A 20,260-nucleotide genomic window follows, 5' to 3' on the forward strand; every position below is an offset into this window, starting at 1 on the left:
ATATATATTAACCTGAGCGTGAGCTTTTGACAGTTTGTGTGTATTCATTACTGTTACATTTAATGTTCAACGTGGGGGTTTTGTAATTGGCAACTAAGAAAAACCAAATTCTTGTACCCGATCATATCTATGTTCCAAAACATGAAATCATTTCAAAAAAAGAAGCTGAAGAAGTTCTAAAAAAATACAATTGTAAACCAACTGAATTACCATTAATTTTTGTAAACGATCCTGCAATTTTGGGACTTGGTGTAAAACCTGGTGACATGATAAAGATCACAAGAAAGAGTCCAACTGCAGGTGAAGGTCTCTATTATAGATACGTGGTGGAAGTATAGATGGCAGATTCTTCAACTAAACGTTGGCCAGTAATTCAAGATATCTTGAAAAGAGAAGGTATTGCACGTCAACACCTAAACTCATTTGATGAATTTTTAGAAAGAGGACTACAAAGTATAATCAACGAAGTTGGTCAGATTGATATTGAAAATGCTGAATATCCTTACAAAATTCAACTAGGCAAAGTTAAACTTCAACAACCAAGAATGATGGAGCTTGATGGTTCTATAACACACATTACTCCTGCAGAAGCAAGATTGAGAAACGTTTCTTACTCTGCACCTGTAATGATGGAAGCAAGTGTGGTTGAAGATGGAAAAATTCTTGAATCGAGATTTGTCCACATTGGTGATGTTCCAGTTATGGCAAAATCAAATGCATGTATCTTACACAATTTCTCTACTCAAAAATTAGTTGAACATGGTGAAGATCCAAATGATCCTGGTGGTTACTTTATCATCAATGGTTCTGAAAGAGTTATTGTTGGATTAGAGGATTTATCTTACAATAAAATCATAGTTGATAGAGAAACAGTTGGTGGAAACATTGTTCACAAAGCCAAAGTCTACTCTTCTATTGTTGGTTATCGTGCAAAATTAGAACTTGTTATGAAAAATGATGGGCTAATTGTTGCCAGAATTCCTGGTTCTCCAGTTGACATTCCAGTGGTTACTTTGATGAGGGCACTTGGATTGGAATCTGATAGAGAAATTGCAGCAGCAGTTTCTTTGGTAGATGAACTCCAAGACGAACTAGAAGGATCTTTTGAAAAAGCAGGAGATGTTCCGACTGCAAAAGATGCTATTGTTTACATCAGTAAGAGAATTGCACCTGGAATGCTTGAAGAGTTCCAGATTAAACGTGCTGAGACTCTGCTTGATTGGGGTCTATTACCTCACTTGGGAAAACATCCTGAAAACAGAAAAGAAAAGGCACAATTCTTAGGAGAAGCAGCTTGTAAATTATTAGAACTAAAACTTGATTGGATTAAACCAGATGACAAAGACCACTATGGAAACAAAGTCATCAAATTCGCAGGACAAATGCTTGCCGATTTGTTTAGAACTGCATTTAGAAATCTCGTCCGTGATATGAAATACCAATTAGAGCGTTCTGGCCAAAAACGTGGAATCAATGCAGTGGCTGCTGCAATCCGTCCTGGAATTATTACTGATAAATTAAACAATGCAATTGCAACTGGAAATTGGGGACGAGGTAGAGTAGGTGTTACTCAACTACTTGATAGGACAAACTATCTTTCAACAATTAGCCACCTTAGAAGAATTCAATCCCCCCTTAGTAGAACTCAACCAAACTTTGAAGCAAGAGATTTACATGCAACACACTTTGGAAGAATCTGTCCAAGTGAAACTCCTGAAGGCTCTAACTGTGGTCTTGTAAAGAATTTGGCATTGTCTGGAATTATTTCTGTAAATGTTCCTTCTGAAGAAATTGTAGAGAAACTCTATGATCTTGGAACTGTTCACTTCTTTGATGCAAAAGAGGACTTGAAGAAAGATGGAACTAGAATATTTGTTGATGGCAGACTAATTGGATATTACAAAGATGGTGAACAACTAGCAGAATCTCTTAGAGACTTGAGAAGAAACTCAAAGATTCATCCACATGTTGGTGTATCATTTCATAAATCTGAAATTGAAGGCTCTACAAGAAGACTTTATGTTAACTGTAATGCAGGACGTGTCTTAAGACCATTAATTATTATCAAAGATAACAAACCACTACTCACTGCTGATTTACTAGATAAAATCTCAAAGAAACTCATCTCCTGGACTGATCTTTTGAGAATGGGTGTCTTAGAAATGATTGACGCAAATGAAGAAGAAAACTGTTATGTCACACTAAATGAGAAAGACACAAAGAAATACACTCACCTTGAAGTTTTCCCACCCGCAATTCTTGGTGCAGGTGCTTCAATCATTCCATATCCTGAACATAACCAATCTCCAAGAAACACATACGAATCTGCAATGGCAAAACAAAGTTTAGGATTCTCAACACCAATGATGAATACTAGTACATATGTTAGACAACACTTTATGCTATATCCTCAAGTTCCAATCGTCAACACAAAAGCAATGAAACTTTTAGGATTAGAAGATAGGCCAGCAGGTCAGAACTGTGTAGTTGCAGTATTACCATTTGATGGTTATAACATCGAGGATGCAATTGTTCTTAGTAAGGCATCAGTTGATAGAGGTCTTGGAAGAACATTCTTCTTTAGAATTTATGATGCTGAAGCAAAACAATATCCTGGTGGAATGCGTGATGCATTTGAAATTCCAAACGCTGAAGACAACATCAGAGGATACAAGGGAGAACGTGCATACCGACTATTAGAAGAAGATGGTGTTGTTGCAGCAGAATCTCCAGTAAAAGGTGGAGATATTTTGATTGGAAAAACTAGTCCTCCAAGATTCATGGAAGAGTATAGAGAATTTGAATCATCTGGTCCTTACAGAAGAGATACATCAATTGGTGTTAGACCATCAGAAACTGGAGTTGTTGATACTGTAGTTATGACTCAATCAAATGAAGGTGGAAAGATGTACAAGATTAGAGCAAGAGATATGAGAATTCCAGAGATTGGTGATAAATTTGCATCAAGACATGGACAAAAAGGAATTTTAGGAATTTTAGCTAAAGCAGAAGATTTGCCATATACTGCAAGTGGGATGTCTCCTGATGTATTGATTAACCCACATGCATTCCCATCTAGAATGACTGTTGGTATGATGATGGAATCTATCTGTGGAAAATCTGCGGCATTGCGTGGAAAGAGATTTGATGGTTCTGCATTTGTTGGAGAGAAAATGGATGAAGTAAGAGAAGTAATGGACGCACATGGCTTTGAATATTCTGGTAAAGAAATAATGTATGATGGAAGAACTGGAAAATCATTTCCAGTTGAAGTTTTCATTGGAGTAGTATACTATCAAAAATTACACCACATGGTTGCAGACAAGATTCATGCAAGAGCACGTGGACAAGTTCAGATGTTAACTAAACAACCAACAGAAGGAAGAGCAAGAGGTGGTGGTCTTAGATTCGGTGAAATGGAGAGAGATTGTTTGATTGCCTATGGTGCTTCTATGATTCTTAAAGATAGACTGCTCGATGAGTCTGATAAATCTGATATCTTTGTATGTGAGAGATGTGGTCTTGTTGCTTATCATGATGTTAAACAAAGAAAATATGTATGCAGAGTCTGTGGTGATAAAGCTAAAGTCTCATCCGTCTCAGTTGCATATGCATTCAAACTACTCTTACAAGAGATGCAGAGCCTCAACGTTGCACCAAGATTGTTAATCAAGGAGAAACTATAATGTCCATTCAAGCAGTCAAAGCAATCGACGGTATCAGATTCTCTGTTTGGTCTCCGACTGAAATCAGAAAATACTCTGTTGCAGAAATTACTGCTCCAGAAACCTATGATGAAGATGGAATGCCGGTTCAAGGAGGTTTGATGGATGGTAGATTGGGAACTCTAGAACCTGGACAAAAATGTCTTACCTGTGGAAACACTGCAGCAAGATGCCCTGGACACTTTGGACACTTAGAATTAGCAGAACCAGTTTTACACATTGCATTTATTGATAATATTTACAAACTATTACAATCAACATGTCGTTCTTGTGCAAGACTCAAAGTTCCACAAGAAGATCTTAACGTTTTCAAAAATATTAAAGAAAAACATGCAGCTTATACTGTAATTTCTCAAAAACGTATTCCAGAACAAATTATTGAAAAAGCAAAGAAAGCAAAAGAATGTCCTCACTGTGGTAAAACCCAATACGAATTAATCTTTACAAAACCAACTATCTTTGTAGAGAAAACAGAAATTGGAGAACACAGATTACTTCCAATTACAATTAGAGAAAGATTCTCACAAATCATCGATGAAGATTTAGAATTATTATCTTATGATCCAATTACTGCAAGACCTGAATGGTTTGTCTTACAAGCATTTCCTGTTCCACCAGTAACTGTTAGACCTTCAATTATTCTAGAAACTGGAATTAGATCAGAAGATGACTTGACTCATAAGATGGTAGATATCATCAGAGTTAATCAGAGACTAAAAGAAAGCAAAGATGCAGGTACTCCTCCACTAATTGTTCAAGACTTGGTAGACCTCTTGCAATATCACACAACCACATACTTTGATAATGAAGTGTCTGGAATTCCACAAGCTCATCATCGTTCTGGACGTCCTCTCAAAACCTTAACTCAAAGACTCAAAGGAAAAGAGGGAAGATTCAGAGGTTCACTATCTGGAAAGAGAGTTGACTTTTCAAGTAGAACTGTAATTTCACCAGATCCTAACTTGGACTTGAGTGAGGTTGGTGTTCCAGAAGCAGTTGCTATGAAACTAACCATTCCTGAAATTGTCACAGAATGGAATATTGAGAGAATGAGAAAACTCGTAATTAACGGACCTGAGAAATTCCCAGGTGTAAACTATATCGTTAGACCTGATGGTGTAAAGATTAGACTTGACTTCGTAGAGGACCGCTCTACTATAGCTGAAACACTTGAGATTGGATACTTGGTAGAAAGACATCTTGCAGACGGTGATATTGTCATGTTCAACAGACAACCATCACTTCACCAGATGTCAATCATGGCACATTATGTCCGTGTACTTCCAGGAAAAACATTCAGACTACATCCATCAGTTTGTCCACCATACAACGCAGACTTTGATGGTGATGAGATGAATCTTCATGTTCCTCAAAGTGAGGAAGCAAGAGCAGAAGCAATTCTCTTGATGAGAGTTCAAGATCAATTAATCTCTCCAAGATATGGTGGTCCAATTATTGGTGCACTAAGGGACTTTGTAACTGGTGCATATCTTCTAACTAAAGACGATACAACATTATCTGTTCAAGAATTTTCAAACCTTGCAATGCTTGGTGGTTATACAGATCCTTTACCAAAACCTGCAACTAAAACTAAAGACGGTCCAGCATACACTGGTAAGCAACTCTTCTCATTGTTCTTGCCAAAAGACTTCAACTATGTAATTACCTCAAAGTGGTCCAAAGGAACAAAGGGTCAAGCAAAAGATGTTGTAATTAAAAATGGTGAGTTGATCAGCGGTGTAATTGACAAATCCTCAATTGGTGCAGAAGAACCAGAAAGTGTACTTCACAGAATTGCAAAAGACTATGGTAATGCAGTTGGAAAAAGTTTCCTCAACTCTATTCTAATTATGGTAAAACAATTCATCACGCATTATGGTTTCAGTTATGGTTATGGTGATCTTATTGTTCCAGACAAAGATAAACAACAGATTCTAGATGATATTCAAGAAACCTATGACATTGTAGATGATTTGACTAATCAATTTGAGAAAGGTACATTGAAACTAACAAGAGGTATGAGACCTGAAGAGGCACTAGAGGCATACATTGTCAACGAGTTAGGCAAAGCCAGAGACAAGGCAGGCTCTTCAGCTAATGACTGTCTTCCAGCAGATAATGCCGGAAAAATCATGGCTACGACTGGTGCAAGAGGTTCCTCACTTAATGTAGGTCAGATGGCAGGAGCCCTTGGACAACAATCAAGAAGAGGTAACAGATTACATGAAGGTTACAACAACAGAGCATTAACTCATTATGAAGAACATGACAATAACCCAGATGCACACGGATTTGTAAAATCTAATTATAGAGAAGGACTCTCTGCACTTGAATTCTTCTTCCATGCCATGGGAGGTCGTGAAGGACTTGTCGATACTGCAGTTAGAACTCAACAAAGTGGTTACATGCAGCGTAGATTGATCAATGCACTAGAGCATATCAGATTAGAATACGATGGAACAGTAAGAGATCCACACGGACACATTGTTCAATTCCTTTATGGTGAAGATGGAATTGATGTACAAAAGAGTGATCATGGTGAAGCATTTAACCCAAGTAGATTAATTGAATCACAAAAAATTGTTGATTCTGGCAAAAAAGCAACAAAAGATGAGATTGAAACTCTAACAAAGAAATACACAAAGACATTCAATCCAAGATTAACTTCTCTTGTAACTGATGCATTACTAAATTCAGAATTAAGCAAAGATGGTGTTGAAGCAGTATGTAAGAAAGGATTGTTACTTTACAACAAAGCCAAAGTGGAACCTGGACAAGCAGTAGGAATTATCACTGCACAGTCAATTGGTGAACCAGGTACTCAGATGACATTAAGAACATTCCACTTTGCAGGAATTAAAGAAAGAAACGTTACATTAGGTCTTCCAAGATTAATTGAATTAGTAGATGCAAGAAAGAAACCAGTAACCCCAACTATGGATATCTATCTTGATGAAGAATCAAAGAAATCAAGAGAAAAGGCAATTGAGGTTGCAAGAAATGTTTTGCAAACCAAAGTAAGTGCACTTATTGCAGATAGTGAAACTGACTATTCTACTGAAATTAAACTAATTTTAAGTGAAAATAGGCTCAAAGAAAGAGGTTGCTCTATCTCAGAAGTCGAAGCAGCATTATCTTCAAACAAGAAATTCAAGATGGAGACAACTGGTGAACTAATTACCCTAAAACTCGTTGATGAATCTGATACTGCAACAGCAATTGCAATTAGAAACAAGGTTCTCAACACTACTGTCAAAGGTGTACCTGACATTGAACGTGTAACTCTTGTCCAAAAAGATGATGAATGGGTTATTCAGACAACTGGTTCTAATGTTGCCAAAGTCCTAGAGGTAAAAGGAATTGACAAGACAAATGTTAGAACAAACAATGTCTTTGAAATTGCAGGAACTCTTGGAATTGAAGCTGCAAGAAATGCATTAATCAACGAACTTAACAGCACTCTAGAAGATCAAGGACTTGAAGTTGACAACAGATACATCATGTTAGTAGCTGATTTAATGTGCTCTCGTGGTTACATGCAACAAATCGGAAGACACGGAATTGCTGGAACCAAAGACAGTGTCTTGGCAAGAGCGGCATTTGAGATTACAGTTCCAACAATTGCACACGCTGCACTTGGTGGAGAAATTGAACAACTCAAAGGTATTACTGAAAACGTAATTGTTGGAAGCAACATTCCAATTGGAAGTGGTACAGTTGACTTGTACATGCAGGTAAGCAAGAAGAAATAACTAGATGATAATTATGGCAGATGAAATTTCAACACTAATGACAAACTCCAAAGACAAAGTTGTATTACTTCGATTAAGAAATAACAAAACAATTCAAGGCATTCTCAAAGACTTTGATATTCACATGAATCTTACATTAGAAAATGCCGAAGATGTTTCTGAGGACAATAAAAAACAACTAGGCAAGGTTTTGCTTCGTGGAGACAACATTCTAGCAATATCCCTTCCTGAAGAAGAATCAAACTAACAAACCATAAATCTTAACGTTCTATATGTAAAGTAATTGCTTGATTTTTTATTTTTAATTTTTATTTTGCCGTTTGCAACTGCACAAGATATTCCAGACTATGACAACCCCTATGCTCCAATATTTTTTGATAGGCCAATTTACTCTTGGACTGATAAAATCAAAATCAAAATAATTGCTCCTAGCTGGAACACTGACAAAGACTTGATTGATTCAATTGGTGGTGATAATGATAATCCCATCAAAATATCGACACGGAGTCATTCATTAGAACCGTACAGGTTGACTGAAACAGATGTGTCTAGTGGAATATTTACCGGCGAGATAATTCTCACTGGATTCTTACATGATACAGATGGTGATGGTGATTATGATACGATCCCTAGAACCATTGGAACTGGTCCTACAAGTGGATTCTTGGAAGTTGAAAGAAATTCAGCAGTAACTGTATCCTTTGAATTTGCCGATGGTGTAGTGTTGTCCGAATCTGTACCTGTATCGTGGAATCTTGGAACCGTAGAATTTACAAATGATGTTTTCTTTAATGATGATTCTGTAATAGTTAGAGTAATTGATCTTGACATGAACCTCAATCCTGAGGCAATTGATCAAATTGAAGTTGAAGTTTTTTCAAACTCTGATGTTGGTGGAATTACTGCAAATGCAATAGAGACATCTGAAGATTCTGGCTCTTTTGTTTCTACTGTATTCCTTACTCAAAATTCTGCATCAAGTGGAAATAGGCTTTATGCGATTCCTGGTGATGAAATTTTTACTAGATATAACGACTATACGCTACCAAAACCATATTCTGAATCGGATAATTTGGAGATTCAGGCTCAATCTAGAGTAGAATCATCCATTCTTTCAACTCAACGATTAGAAAACTCTGAAATTAAAATCTCTGATAGTTTTGGAAATCATCTAACAACTCTCTCTTCTGAACAACAAGTTCAGATAGTTGGTAGTTTGTCAAATTTGCAAGATTATGATCAAAAGTTTGTTTATCTCTTTCAAGTACGAAACTCTCAAAATTATGTGGAATCTCTCTCTTGGATTCAAGGTCAGTTATCTTCTGGACAAAATCTTGATGTTTCTCAATCTTGGATTCCAAAAAAATCTGGGGACTATGACATTGAAACATTTGTTTGGACTTCGCTAAAAGATCCAACTGCTCTATCTGATTCTATAACAAGATCAATTTCTGTAGAATGAAAAAGTATCAATTATACGTGATTATTAAATAGAAAATTACGTGTTTTTTGTTGTGATGCGATTCATCCTAGGGATAACTCTAGTGTTAACAGCTTTTGCACCGCTTGTGTTTGATGACATCTTTGCTGATTCATTTAATGTGAGTTTTAACAAGGATAATTTCCAAACTGGTGACACACTGATAATTTCTGGGCAGGTAATTGATTTTGGAATGCCTGTCATTGCTTTGAGTATATTTGATCCTGATGGAAAAATTTTATCTGCAAATAATCTGGAACTTTCATCTGATGGTAGTTTCTCAAAAACAATTTCTTTGGAATCTCCATTTTATGAAATACTTGGTGAATATCTCGTAAAATTAGATTATAGTCAAGTTACTGAAGAACATACTTTTGTAATTGAAGGTGATGCTGTTGAATCTGAACCTGAAACCGTTCCTCAGGAAGTTATAGTGCCTGAAATCACATCTTTCTATACTGAAAAAGATCATTATTCTGATGGCGACACAATCAAAATTTTTGGAAGTGTCTCAACTTTGGATTCACCTACTGTCCTAATTGGAGTTCATGATCCATTTGGAACCCCTGCTGGATTTTATTTTGGAAACATAAACAATGACTTGAAATTTTCCACAAGTTTTCTTGTTAAAGACGGTGTAAACTTTAAAGCTGAAGGAACATATTCGATAAAAGCACATTATGCTGAAACTGATGCACAATATTTCTTTGAATACTCTGAAGAACCTTCCACAACAACACAAACAACCGAAGACACAACACAAACAACCGAAGACACAACACAAACAACCGAAGACACAACACAAACAACCGAAGACACAACACAAACAACCGAAGACACAACACAAACAACCGAAGACACAACACAAACAACCGAAGACACAACAATAGAATCCATTAATGAAACAATAATTTTACAAAAAGAAAACATAAATGAAAAACCAGAAATCAAAGAAGCAAAAATTGTTTCAAAAGAAACTGAAACAAAAACTCCCGAAAATATTTTAGAAAATAAAGACCATGAAAATCTTTCTGTAGAAGATATTGAACTTGGAAAATTACTAAATCAAATTAATCTTGAATGTGATTCTAGTATTTTTGTTGATACAATTTCGTACTATGATGGTATGGGTCCTGCTCTTTACAGATTGTGCCAATTTGATAATTCTTTGAATTTTTTTAATGAGTCTTTACTTGAAGATCCTGACAATGTTGAGATTCTTGTTAACAAAGGCTCTACATTAGGAAAAGTTGGATATGTTTCGGAAGCAATTGCATACTATGATCATGCTATTGCTCTTGATCCTGACTACCTGCCTGCAAAAAATAACAAGGCAAATGCCTTAGCAAATCTTGGAAATCTTGATGATGCCATTTTACTTTACAATGAAATTCTAGAAGAGAATCCAAATTACTATACTGCCAGAACCAATCTTAACACTGCACTATCACTAAAATCTGAAATTCAAGAAATTCCTAAAGTGATTAGTACACCCGAATCAGAAATTGAAACTCCGTTAAATGAAAAAACTTTACCTGAAAAAATAATCCCAACAGAAAATAAAAATGAAAAACAAACTAACTTTCTTGAAGAATTAACACGTGTATTCTCATCTTTGTTTGGTTTTAGTGAGTGATCTTTCTTTTTTGTGTGCGTAATTTTTCCATAAACCTATAAAGCCCTGTTGCGACGATGCTCATAAGGAAAAACATGAGTAAGATACTTGAAAAATCTTTGAAGGATGCCCGTAAAGAAGGAAAACTAACAATGGGTGCTAAACAAGTTTTAAACTCTGTAAAAAATTCCAAGCTAATTGTATTGTCTCAATCTGTAGAGAAAGAAATGGTTGAGCAAATTGAATCAGACGCAAAAAAAGAAAAAATACCTTTAGTGAACTTCCAAGGAACTTCAGTCGCATTGGGCAGATTATGTGGCTTACAATTTAGAATTTCAACAATTTCATTCACATCAATTGATGACGCAAACATCAAATCAATTTTAAAAGATACAGAAGCTGAGGAAAAAAATGATTAGATGTATTATTGAAAGTTTAAATGAGACATTTTTTGTTTGGAGACATTAAGAATTATGACACAATCAATCAAACTAACAACGGATCAAATGCGTATGATGTCTTTGTTCCAAAATGTTACAGGTGCAACCGCACGTGATTGTGTTGAAGATGAAAAACAAGATAGAGTGATTTTTGTAGTTAACACAGGAAAGATGGGCCTTGCAATTGGTAAGGGTGGAATGCATATCAAATCATTACAAAACATTGTAAAAAGAAACGTTGAACTCGTAGAATTTGACGAGGACCCCGCAAAATTTTTGTCCAATTTGCTTAATTCTAAACTAGTCTCTGAAGTAAAAATAAATACACGGGCAGATGGGACAAAACAGGCAATCGTTATGGTAGACCCAAGAAAGAAAGGAATTGTTGTAGGAAGAGAGGGCAGAAATGCTGAGAAGGCAAGAATGCTTGCAAAACGATATTTTGATATTACTAGTGTCTTGATTAACAGTCCTGAAAGACAAACTTTGGAGATGTAGAATATGAGAAAATCACCACTTGGATTATTTGCAGGCAGAGTTCTAACTACTAAAAAGAAGAAACAAAGATGGGCAATCTCAACTTACAAGAGAAGAGAATTAGGTATTGATAAAAAAGCAGATCCCCTTGGTGGTGCTCCACAAGCAAGAGGTATTGTTTTAGAAAAAGTCGGAGTCGCAGCAAAACAGCCAAACTCTGCAATTAGAAAATGTGTTCGTGTTCAATTAATTAAAAATGGTAAAACAGTTACAGCATTCTTGCCAAGAGATGGTGCAATGAACTTTATTGATGAACACGATGAAGTTCACATTCAAGGAATGGGTGCAACTCAAGGTGGTGCAATGGGAGATATTCCTGGTGTTAGATTCAAAGTATTCAAAGTAAATGGCACTGCACTTCATGAACTAGTAATTGGAAAGAAGGAGAAACCAAGGAGATAGAAATGGCACAAACAAAAAACTTGTTATTATTTAGAAAATGGGATTTATCTGATATTGAAGTGAAAGACCCAGGTCTTAAAACTGCAATTTCTCTAAGAAAACAAATCTTACCATATACATTTGGTCGTTCTGCACTCAAAAGATTCAACAAAGCAGATGTCAATATTGTTGAAAGATTAATCAACAAGACAATGCACTTTGGTAAAAAATATGCAAAGAATACTGGTAGAATGACTGGAAAGAAAACCAAAGTTCTCAATACAGTTAGAACTGCATTTACAATTATCGAACTCAAAACTGGTAAAAACCCAGTAGAGGTACTAGTTAGAGCAGTTGAGAATTCTGCCCCTAACGAGGATACAACAAGAATTGTTTATGGTGGTACTGTTTATCATGTATCAGTTGATGTTGCACCAATCCGAAGAGTCGACTTGGCTTTAAGATTCATTGCAGATGCAATCAAAGAATCCACATTCTCTAATCCAAAACCAATCGAAGAACACATGGCAGAACAACTAATCTTGGCTGCAGATAACGATCCTAATGCTCCTTCTGTAAAGAAGAAGAATGAGTTAGAAAGAATCGCACAAGCATCAAGATAGAACTTTTAGAAATTATTCCAGTAGCCCGAGGCAGATTCGAACTGCCGTCTCCGCCTATATCCACTTTGTGAGATCCAGAGGGCAGAATCCTTGACCGCTAGACTATCGGGCTACTTGAAAGAAATTTTGAATGTTTAGAATATAATCATTTGTTGTAATTACTTTAGTCTAACTTCTCTAATTGCAGTTGCATAATCACATTTTGCTCTTAGTCGCATGTAGGGAATCAACTTGTAATGAATGGAGTAAAGGTTTCCTTCTTTGAGTATGATTCCTTTTTGTTGCAGTGATGCCAATCCCCTTGATGGGACATTAATTGAGAGATTGTATTGTTGGCAAATTTTATCACGTTTGTCTTGGAATTGTTTTAAAGTAAATGCAACATCATTTATTTCTAAAATTAAAGGCCAAACTATTTCTGACCAGACAAATCTTCTATTTTCTGTAGCTGAAGCATACTTGCCTTTTTCACTCAACATTAATAACATCTGCAAATGATGTTATAACTTATTGTCCCAAAAGGAGATTGAGGAGTCATTAGATTTACTGCAAAAAGATTGGGATGTTGATCCTATACTTCGAAACTTTATGCTTGGAAAAATTACTGATGTCTCTGACAAACCAATCAAAGTAAAAGATGTTGTATTTCATGTACCTTATCTGAATTCTGAAAAAAAATTCATTTTATGGAAATGTTTTTGGCCTGACTGTCACAACTGCTGTGACAGACAAGGAAGATTACCATTGACTTCAGATGACTTGATTACCATTGGCAAGGGCTTGAAGTACCAAAAGCCTTCAGAGTTTATCAAAAATGAAACTCTAACTGTTACCTATTCTGAACCCGGACCATCTGGACAGATGACTACAATGACTACAATTAACCTCAAGAGAAAAACAGATGAGACTGAATCTGATGATGGTACTCACATCTCTTGTAGATTTTTGAATGAGGAGGGAGGTTGCTCTATGCATCCAGACAGACCTGGAGTATGCTATCTGTATCCATTTTCTAGTTGGTTAGAAAACGAGAAAGGAAAACCTCGTGTTCATGCAACATACCAGTTTACTGGTGATTGCCCTGGATTCTATTTGGCTGAAGACCTTGAACCCATGAAAGAAGAATTCAAAGAATATTCCAAGATAATTTATGATTACAACATGGCATCAAATAGAACAAACAGAGAAGGTTTTGGTTCTATGAGTTTTAGTTAAGATGGCAAACGTAACGATTCGAGATGCAACAGACAAAGACATTCCAATAATTCTTGGATTGTTATATGATCTTGGACGTCCTAAACCACAACAAGACTCTGATGTTGATTCATTTAGAAAACTTGTAAAGAACTACATCCAAGATTCTGACAAAAAACTCCTTGTTGCAGTTTTTGATGATGTGAAAATTGTTGGTATGATTAGTGTGTTACTCTTATCAAGATTGAATCGTGATACATTGGAGATGTATATTCCAGAATTAATTGTTCTTGAAAAACACCAAGGTCAAGGAATAGGAAAAAAACTAATCACCTCTTGTATTACTTATGCTACTAAGAAAAAATACCATAGAATTCGACTGGAATCTGGAAATCAACGAACAAACTCTCATGAATTCTATAAACACTTGGGATTTGAGCAGTCTTCACTATCTTTTACAAAGAATCTTTGATAACTCAAATTTCTTTGACATTTCTTTGTAAATGACAAATTCTAGATTTTGTTTCATGTCAACAAATTGGTGTGCAAAATGCAGAAACCATACACAATCTGATGGGCATTGTCATTGTTCAGTTTGTGGTGATGAATTTTAGATAGATTTAGGCTTTGGCCACTTTCATCAAGTCAGCAATCTTGATGTCCATTCCAAATCTATCTTCGTTCTTTTTCATGTAACGGAATATTGAAAGAAAGTCTGGTAGTGATTTGAAGAAATTGAAATCTTTTTTAATTTTGGCTCTAACAAAATTGAAAACTTTGGCATACACTTTGTAATGTTCTTCAACTGCTTTTTCATATGCTTTGACATCATGCATGTTCTCTAAGAAAAGCTCAACGCATTGCATTGATGGAATAATTCCTTCACCTAACAACGCGTAAACTGTTCCGATAGACTCTCCAACACCAACTACTTTTCCTGAATAGTATGGTTTGCATCTGTCAGGAGTTGCTAATCTAATTGGTCTACCTTTTGTCTTGAGAACTTTACCTCCATGTTTTTTCAAAAAGTCATCAGTTGCCTTGATGTGATTCTTGTTGTAATCTCCTGCACCAATGTGAGCCCATTTTTCACCTAGTGGGAAATACCAGAAATATCCTGACATTCCGGGAAATGGTTCAATGTAAAAGTCATCATAGGGAACTCCGTTTTCATATTCTACTTTGTATTCGTATGTTGGCAAAAAGAAATCTTCCTTTAACTTTGGTAAGTACACCCTGTGAAATCCAGTACAATCAACTATCATATCATACTCTTTTTCTAATTCTTCAAGTGATGGTGGTTTACCGTAGATAATTTTAGAATCTTTAATGAAATCTTTGATTAAGCCAATCTTGTCATAAGTACATAATCCATGTAATCCAATGTCAAACTTTACATCATTGTTCATCTTGACATGCATGTTTTTTCCATCATGGATTAGAAAGTCGTTAAAATCTCTGCCAGTCTTTTTACAATATTCAGTAAGAATTGGCTTGATTGTACCCCAAGCACAAATGGAATCATGTCTCTCCTTTGGGTTTAACTCGTATCCCGTAACATCATGTTCAGCGTCTTTTAGTCTAGCCATAAGATAGGACCCTGCTACTCCCATTCCCATTACTGCAATTTTCAAGATATTTTGTGAATCTTTGGGGTGTAATAAATAGACTATCTGAATTTGTTCAGGTTATTTCCCATTAGTAGAAATTATCAGTACTGGTTAAATATCAAATTCACATAATCTGTATAAGAAAAGACAAGTCTGTCGTCTGAAAACAATCGTTTCAGATCTTAAGATGAAATCACTGTCATCAGAGGACAACCGTTTCTGATCTTAAGTGATAAGAGATGTCATCAAGGCTCATTTGGTCTTGGTCTTAATCTCGATTGTCTTTTCGTTTAATTTATTTTAGATTAATTTTGGATTTACTCTATGGATGTTTTTGAAGCAATATCGACACGACGTGCAATCAAAAAATTTGATCCAACTCACAAGATGACTTCTGAAGAAGTCAAAAAACTCATGGAACATGTAATATTGTCTCCAACTAGTTACAATCAACAAAACTGGAGATTTGTTTATGTCACTAATCAAGATGTCAAAGAGAAAATTTCTGAAGCTGCTCGTGGACAAGCTCAATTAAAAGATGGTTCTTTGGTTGTTGTTTTGTGTGGTGATATGACTGCATGGAAGTCTGAACCATTACGTTACTGGAAAAATCATACTATAGAAAAACAAGAACTAGTAAAAGCTAATCTTGAGAAAAAATATTCAACTGATACACAAGCTCAAAGAGATGAAGCAATTCGCTCTTGTGGTATGGCAGCTCAAACAATAATGCTTGCAGCTCGTGACATGGAACTTGATTCATGCCCAATGGTTGGCTTTGATTATGATAAGATGGCCAAAGTAATCAATCTTCCAGAAAATCATCTTATAGTAATGATGGTTGTAGTTGGTAAAAGAGCAGAAGATGCAGCACAACGTGGAGGCCAGTTACCTTTGGATGAGGTAGCCTTTGAGAACAAATTCTAATTATTCTTAATTGAGAGAATCCCAAATACCAATTGCTGCTACTCTGATGTAATTGGTTATAATCCTAAACCCTAAATTCTGTGACAAAGTAAATTATTCATTGAGTTACAGAACTGCAGTTTTTTCTAAAAAAGAACTTGGTATAATTATTGGAGTATCCACTATAGTGTCTATAATACTCTATGTGGCTTATATCTCAGGACGATGAGACCAATAATTCCTTTATTGATTGTAGTTGTAGTTGCAATAATTGTTGGAATAATGGGTATATCAAACTATGATGTGTATGTTGCAGAACGTGATCAGAGAAATCTACAGCTTGCAGTTGATGACTGCAAAAAGTTATTCTCACAGGGAACTGACCAAGAAGACTGTATTGCAAAATCCCTTGATGTCTTTGAAACTGAATATCAACAAGAACAGTGGAATCAAAGAGATCTTTATTCCATAAACCCTTAATTTGTTAATCGTTCAGAATTCTGTGATTTGCCTTTTGAAAAGGATGTAACAGCACTCAAAACGGCATTAAGTGACACTGATTCTAGAATCAAAAAATTAGAAGAACATAAAGAATCTGAGTCCAAAAAGTCTGATTCTGATTCAGAGACTCTACGGCGATTAGAAAAAAACCTAAAGAATTTGCGCAAAAAACGTACTCTCATTCTATCTGAATTGGAATAAATCCAATACGCTTAATTTGAGAAATATTTCTAGACAAATCATGCCTCTTTACTGTAAACAATGTGAAGAAAGACGTTATCCGATGTACAATGCTAATGACAAGGGAACCTTGTGGCTGTGTAACAAATGTCAAAATTACACTGACTCTGAAGACGTAATTATTCGTGAGCAGACACAAGAAGAAAGGGATGAAATTAAGGCTAAAACAGAAGAGTTTGAGCGAACTAGCAAGTTTTCAGGCGAAAAACTTTCTCGAAGAAAAGGTGTAAACTAAAAAAAGAAGAATAGGAATAATTCCTAAAATTCTATAACTGAACCTGCTGAAATTGTGAATTTTTGATTCTGTTGTTCCCCATGTACATCATACCATGCAATGTTAAGATTTACTTTGTTTCTAAGTGCAGACTCTACTGTAATGTGACTTGCCTGTCTTAGTCTGTCTTGAATTGGTTTTTCTATAACGGTTTCTTCTTTTGTATTTTTCATGAATTACTTTTTGCAATTGTGATTTAGCAACAAGAGTGAAAATTAATTTTTGATCGCAGGATCTATTTTGACAACTACAAATCGCTAATGAATAATTGAATCAAATTTGATCTCATGTTAGCTCTAAACTTATCGTATCTTCATTAAAGGCTCTATCAGAAAACATTCATGAAATTTTGCTCTAAATGTGACACTAAACTTACTCAAAACTTTGAAGATGTTGGCGGACCTGGAATTTGTCCAAAATGTAATCCCGATATGGTTGTTCCAAAAAGACCAACTTATGGAATGAACTATTCTGGAAAGACAAAACCTTGTTCAAAGGGATGCGGAGCTGAGATCTATTGGGATGAGGAATTCAAATCAGATAGCGGCAAATTCATTCCCATTGATTCTAGAACTGATGAACCACATAGATGCGATGGACCTACTGAATCAGAATACTTCCCTGATGAAATAAAACAAGTAAAGAAAAAAGAGGTTGCACTAAAACCAACCATTCCAATCCCACAAGAGATTCTTTATGATATTACAAAAATTCCAAAATCTCTAATCAATGAGGATTTGATAATTCGTGAGATAGTTAAGGGACATAAAGAAGAATCCTTGGGAATAGTTCACTATGAAAACATGGTCTCCCCAGAGCCTCAAAAGATACCTATCTCGAGCCTAAATGATGTACTATCTGAAATAATTCTCAAAGGAATTGCAAAATATGGTTTTACTGGATTGCTTTCATTCCAAGAGGAATCGATCCGTTCAATTTTGGATGGAAAAAATTCTATAATCTCTGCTCCAACTGGCTCTGGAAAAACTGAAGCATTTACCATTCCAATATTAGAAAAAATCTCACAACAAAAAGAACCTGGTGTCTTTGCTCTGTTTGTATATCCACTTAATGCACTAATTGATGATCAGGTGTCAAAAATATCAAAACTCATTGATAACTGTGGATTAAAAAATTCAGTAGATGTCTATTCTATCCATGGCGGCCAGAGCTCAGAATACAAAGACATGATAATTGCAGATGCTGCCAAAAAATCCTTAATCATTGCAACAAACTTTGATTTTATCAATTATCATTTGATCTTGCAAGATAAAAAATGGAATGAATTATTCAAGAATGCAAAAATTTTAGTTATGGATGAGGCCCATTCTTACACAAGTTTTCATGGCTCTAACGTGTATCATGTTCTAAAAAGAATGAAGAGGTACATGGGAGATGTACAGTTTGTTGGATCTTCAGCTACTCTTGATAATTCTCAAGAATTTTTTTCAAACATGTTTGATTTGCCTGCTGAATCATTCTCGTTTATCAAAAGCAAAACTCGAAGAAAAAGAAACATGCACATGTTGTTTGTCATGCCACGTAAGTTTGGACAGAGAACAACAATGGAGATGCTAGCATCAATATGTTACAAGAATCATTCTACCCAACTAATCTTTAATAACTCTCACAATGATTCAGAATTTCTTGCATCAAACGTAGAGGCTACAAATGATGGAATAAGAATCCAGATTCACAGAGGTGGTTTGGATCAAAATAACAGAAAACTATACGAGGCTCAAATGAAGGCAGGAGAACTTGATGCTCTCTCTTGTACTCCTACTTTGGAGCTAGGAATTGATATTGGGCACGTTGATGTAGTGATTTCTGCCTTCAAAAACGAGTATGATTCCTTTGTGCAGAGAATTGGACGTGCAGGAAGAATGGGTCAGAAATCCTATGCAATATGTGTACTTGATCCTGATGATGCAGCTTGCCACTATTTTGCACGCCATATTGAAGAGTATCTCTCACAAGATCATGTCATTCCAATTAATAAGAAAAATTCGATAATTTCAGACAAACATGCTGAATCAATAGATATTGAAACAGAATCTGCTGAAAGTTCTGACAAATCTCAGTTCTTTGATTTTGCAAATAGCATTAATCTTCGTGGAGCATCAGGTGAAATTACAATTTATCTAAACTCTAGAAAGATTGGAACCCGCGGTGTTCCTGTTGGATATTATCAATTACATCAAAATGCAATTTATCATTTCAACAAACAAAACTATGAGGTAATCTCTTTGAGAAAATCTCAAAACGGTGCTAGAGCTTATCTGAAAAGATCTTATGAATCCCAGAAAAGAACAATTCCAATTGTTAGAACATCAATTCTTCAAACATCCGAAAGAAATGCCGTACACAAAGAAATTACTAAAAATAACAAAAAACTGCAATTGCGTTATGGAATAATTGAGCTTAGCAGAACCATTACAGGGTATCTTAAAGGAAATTACAATGATTCAGCAGAAAATTTCCAGACGTTTAATGGAAGTACTGTTCCATCCTGGCGAAACTTTAACTGGAAATCAAAACACTCTTCAGTAAGCATTGTAATTCCTTCAGAGTTTGTATTGTCTAGTGATTCGTCTAAAAATCAGATTGCATCTGATTCTAGAATTCACACAATTTGTCATGTCTTGATTAATACTGCAAAAATTATCACAAAATCTGAGTCAAATGATATGGATGTGTACTATGAGAATGGGACAATCTATCTTTATGACAACTCATCAGATGGGTTCAATGGATGCAGTAAGATAATCTATGAAGATTTTAACAAAGTGCTTGAGACTTGCTATTCCTTGTTGTGTGACTGTGACTGCCCGGTTGATTCTGTGCAGAAAACGGCCATTTCTGAAGGTGAAAAGTGGGGAGGATGCCCAAAATGCACATTTACCAACAGTTATTGCCAGACAAAAAACAAGGAACTATCCAAAAAAGATGCAATAGATTTTTTTGCTGTATTTGTTTAGTGAT

At 35.5% G+C, this 20,260-nt stretch carries 20 protein-coding genes and 1 tRNA gene; 17 read left to right on the top strand and 4 right to left on the bottom strand.

What is annotated here, in order from left to right:
* Window positions 1-86 precede the first annotated feature (86 nt).
* From ACQY2P_RS00095 to ACQY2P_RS00140, 10 genes are all read left to right on the top strand, one after another.
* Complete coding sequence (locus tag ACQY2P_RS00095; protein ID WP_428326408.1) at window positions 87-338, top strand: DNA-directed RNA polymerase subunit H; 252 nt, start codon at window positions 87-89, stop codon at window positions 336-338.
* Window positions 339-3,686 carry a DNA-directed RNA polymerase subunit B gene (locus ACQY2P_RS00100; RefSeq protein WP_428326409.1) on the top strand — a complete coding sequence of 1,116 codons (3,348 nt, stop codon included), beginning with the start codon at window positions 339-341 and terminating at the stop codon, window positions 3,684-3,686.
* Window positions 3,686-7,477 (top strand): DNA-directed RNA polymerase subunit A', encoded by a 3,792-nt coding sequence (locus ACQY2P_RS00105; protein WP_428326410.1) that lies wholly within the window; start codon window positions 3,686-3,688, stop codon window positions 7,475-7,477. The genes ACQY2P_RS00100 and ACQY2P_RS00105 overlap by 1 nt, the downstream gene beginning before the upstream one ends.
* A gap of 13 nt (window positions 7,478-7,490) precedes the next feature.
* Window positions 7,491-7,724 carry an LSm family protein gene (locus ACQY2P_RS00110; protein ID WP_428326411.1) on the top strand — a complete coding sequence of 78 codons (234 nt, stop codon included), beginning with the start codon at window positions 7,491-7,493 and terminating at the stop codon, window positions 7,722-7,724.
* A gap of 36 nt (window positions 7,725-7,760) precedes the next feature.
* The gene (locus ACQY2P_RS00115) at window positions 7,761-8,939 is read left to right on the top strand and encodes a hypothetical protein (protein ID WP_428326412.1); all 1,179 of its coding nucleotides are present in this window, start codon (window positions 7,761-7,763) and stop codon (window positions 8,937-8,939) included.
* An 82-nt stretch (window positions 8,940-9,021) separates the two neighbouring features.
* Complete coding sequence (locus ACQY2P_RS00120; RefSeq protein WP_428326413.1) at window positions 9,022-10,593, top strand: tetratricopeptide repeat protein; 1,572 nt, start codon at window positions 9,022-9,024, stop codon at window positions 10,591-10,593.
* Between the two features lie 74 nt (window positions 10,594-10,667).
* On the top strand, window positions 10,668-10,991 hold the full coding sequence (locus ACQY2P_RS00125) for a ribosomal L7Ae/L30e/S12e/Gadd45 family protein (RefSeq protein WP_428326414.1): 324 nt from the start codon (window positions 10,668-10,670) through the stop codon (window positions 10,989-10,991).
* A 54-nt stretch (window positions 10,992-11,045) separates the two neighbouring features.
* Complete coding sequence (locus ACQY2P_RS00130; protein ID WP_012214736.1) at window positions 11,046-11,510, top strand: NusA-like transcription termination signal-binding factor; 465 nt, start codon at window positions 11,046-11,048, stop codon at window positions 11,508-11,510.
* 3 nt (window positions 11,511-11,513) lie between these two features.
* Window positions 11,514-11,951, top strand: a complete 438-nt coding sequence (locus ACQY2P_RS00135) for a 30S ribosomal protein S12 (RefSeq protein WP_141976444.1) — start codon at window positions 11,514-11,516, stop codon at window positions 11,949-11,951.
* Between the two features lie 2 nt (window positions 11,952-11,953).
* Window positions 11,954-12,553 (top strand): 30S ribosomal protein S7, encoded by a 600-nt coding sequence (locus ACQY2P_RS00140; protein WP_048069045.1) that lies wholly within the window; start codon window positions 11,954-11,956, stop codon window positions 12,551-12,553.
* 21 nt (window positions 12,554-12,574) lie between these two features.
* Here ACQY2P_RS00140 and ACQY2P_RS00145 read toward each other — a convergent pair.
* Window positions 12,575-12,665: transfer RNA gene (locus ACQY2P_RS00145), tRNA-Gln, on the bottom strand.
* A 46-nt stretch (window positions 12,666-12,711) separates the two neighbouring features.
* On the bottom strand, window positions 12,712-13,032 hold the full coding sequence (locus tag ACQY2P_RS00150; RefSeq protein ID WP_428326415.1) for a hypothetical protein: 321 nt from the start codon (window positions 13,030-13,032) through the stop codon (window positions 12,712-12,714).
* A gap of 31 nt (window positions 13,033-13,063) precedes the next feature.
* Here ACQY2P_RS00150 and ACQY2P_RS00155 point away from each other — a divergent pair, with 31 nt between their 5' ends.
* Together ACQY2P_RS00155 and ACQY2P_RS00160 are read left to right on the top strand one after the other, a co-directional pair.
* Window positions 13,064-13,768, top strand: coding sequence for a YkgJ family cysteine cluster protein (locus ACQY2P_RS00155; protein ID WP_428326416.1), 705 nt, complete (start codon window positions 13,064-13,066; stop codon window positions 13,766-13,768).
* A 1-nt stretch (window position 13,769) separates the two neighbouring features.
* Window positions 13,770-14,219 carry a GNAT family N-acetyltransferase gene (locus ACQY2P_RS00160; RefSeq protein WP_428326417.1) on the top strand — a complete coding sequence of 150 codons (450 nt, stop codon included), beginning with the start codon at window positions 13,770-13,772 and terminating at the stop codon, window positions 14,217-14,219.
* Between the two features lie 148 nt (window positions 14,220-14,367).
* Here the strand turns inward: ACQY2P_RS00160 and ACQY2P_RS00165 are convergent, their stop codons facing one another.
* A complete protein-coding gene (locus ACQY2P_RS00165; RefSeq protein WP_428326418.1) occupies window positions 14,368-15,381 on the bottom strand; it encodes an NAD(P)/FAD-dependent oxidoreductase in 1,014 nt (337 codons plus the stop codon).
* A gap of 300 nt (window positions 15,382-15,681) precedes the next feature.
* On the opposite strand from ACQY2P_RS00165, the gene ACQY2P_RS00170 reads away from it, so the two are divergent.
* The 4 genes from ACQY2P_RS00170 (at window position 15,682) to ACQY2P_RS00185 (ending at window position 17,239) form a co-directional block, all read left to right on the top strand.
* Window positions 15,682-16,284, top strand: coding sequence for a nitroreductase family protein (locus ACQY2P_RS00170; RefSeq protein ID WP_428326419.1), 603 nt, complete (start codon window positions 15,682-15,684; stop codon window positions 16,282-16,284).
* A gap of 204 nt (window positions 16,285-16,488) precedes the next feature.
* Entirely contained in the window at window positions 16,489-16,743 is a 255-nt protein-coding gene (locus ACQY2P_RS00175) for a hypothetical protein (RefSeq protein WP_428326420.1), read from the top strand.
* A gap of 27 nt (window positions 16,744-16,770) precedes the next feature.
* Window positions 16,771-16,965, top strand: coding sequence for a hypothetical protein (locus ACQY2P_RS00180; protein ID WP_428326421.1), 195 nt, complete (start codon window positions 16,771-16,773; stop codon window positions 16,963-16,965).
* 40 nt (window positions 16,966-17,005) lie between these two features.
* Window positions 17,006-17,239, top strand: a complete 234-nt coding sequence (locus ACQY2P_RS00185) for a hypothetical protein (RefSeq protein ID WP_428326422.1) — start codon at window positions 17,006-17,008, stop codon at window positions 17,237-17,239.
* A 23-nt stretch (window positions 17,240-17,262) separates the two neighbouring features.
* Here ACQY2P_RS00185 and ACQY2P_RS00190 read toward each other — a convergent pair whose 3' ends face one another.
* Window positions 17,263-17,451: a hypothetical protein gene (locus tag ACQY2P_RS00190; protein WP_428326423.1), complete on the bottom strand. Its 189-nt coding sequence runs from the start codon at window positions 17,449-17,451 to the stop codon at window positions 17,263-17,265.
* Window positions 17,452-17,619: 168 nt separating this feature from the next.
* Between ACQY2P_RS00190 and ACQY2P_RS00195 the strand changes: the two genes are divergently transcribed.
* Window positions 17,620-20,256 (top strand): DEAD/DEAH box helicase, encoded by a 2,637-nt coding sequence (locus ACQY2P_RS00195; RefSeq protein ID WP_428326424.1) that lies wholly within the window; start codon window positions 17,620-17,622, stop codon window positions 20,254-20,256.
* Window positions 20,257-20,260: the final 4 nt, after the last annotated feature.

It is taken from the genome of Candidatus Nitrosopumilus sp. (assembly GCF_965262695.1).
Classification (GTDB): Archaea; Thermoproteota; Nitrososphaeria; order Nitrososphaerales; family Nitrosopumilaceae; genus Nitrosopumilus.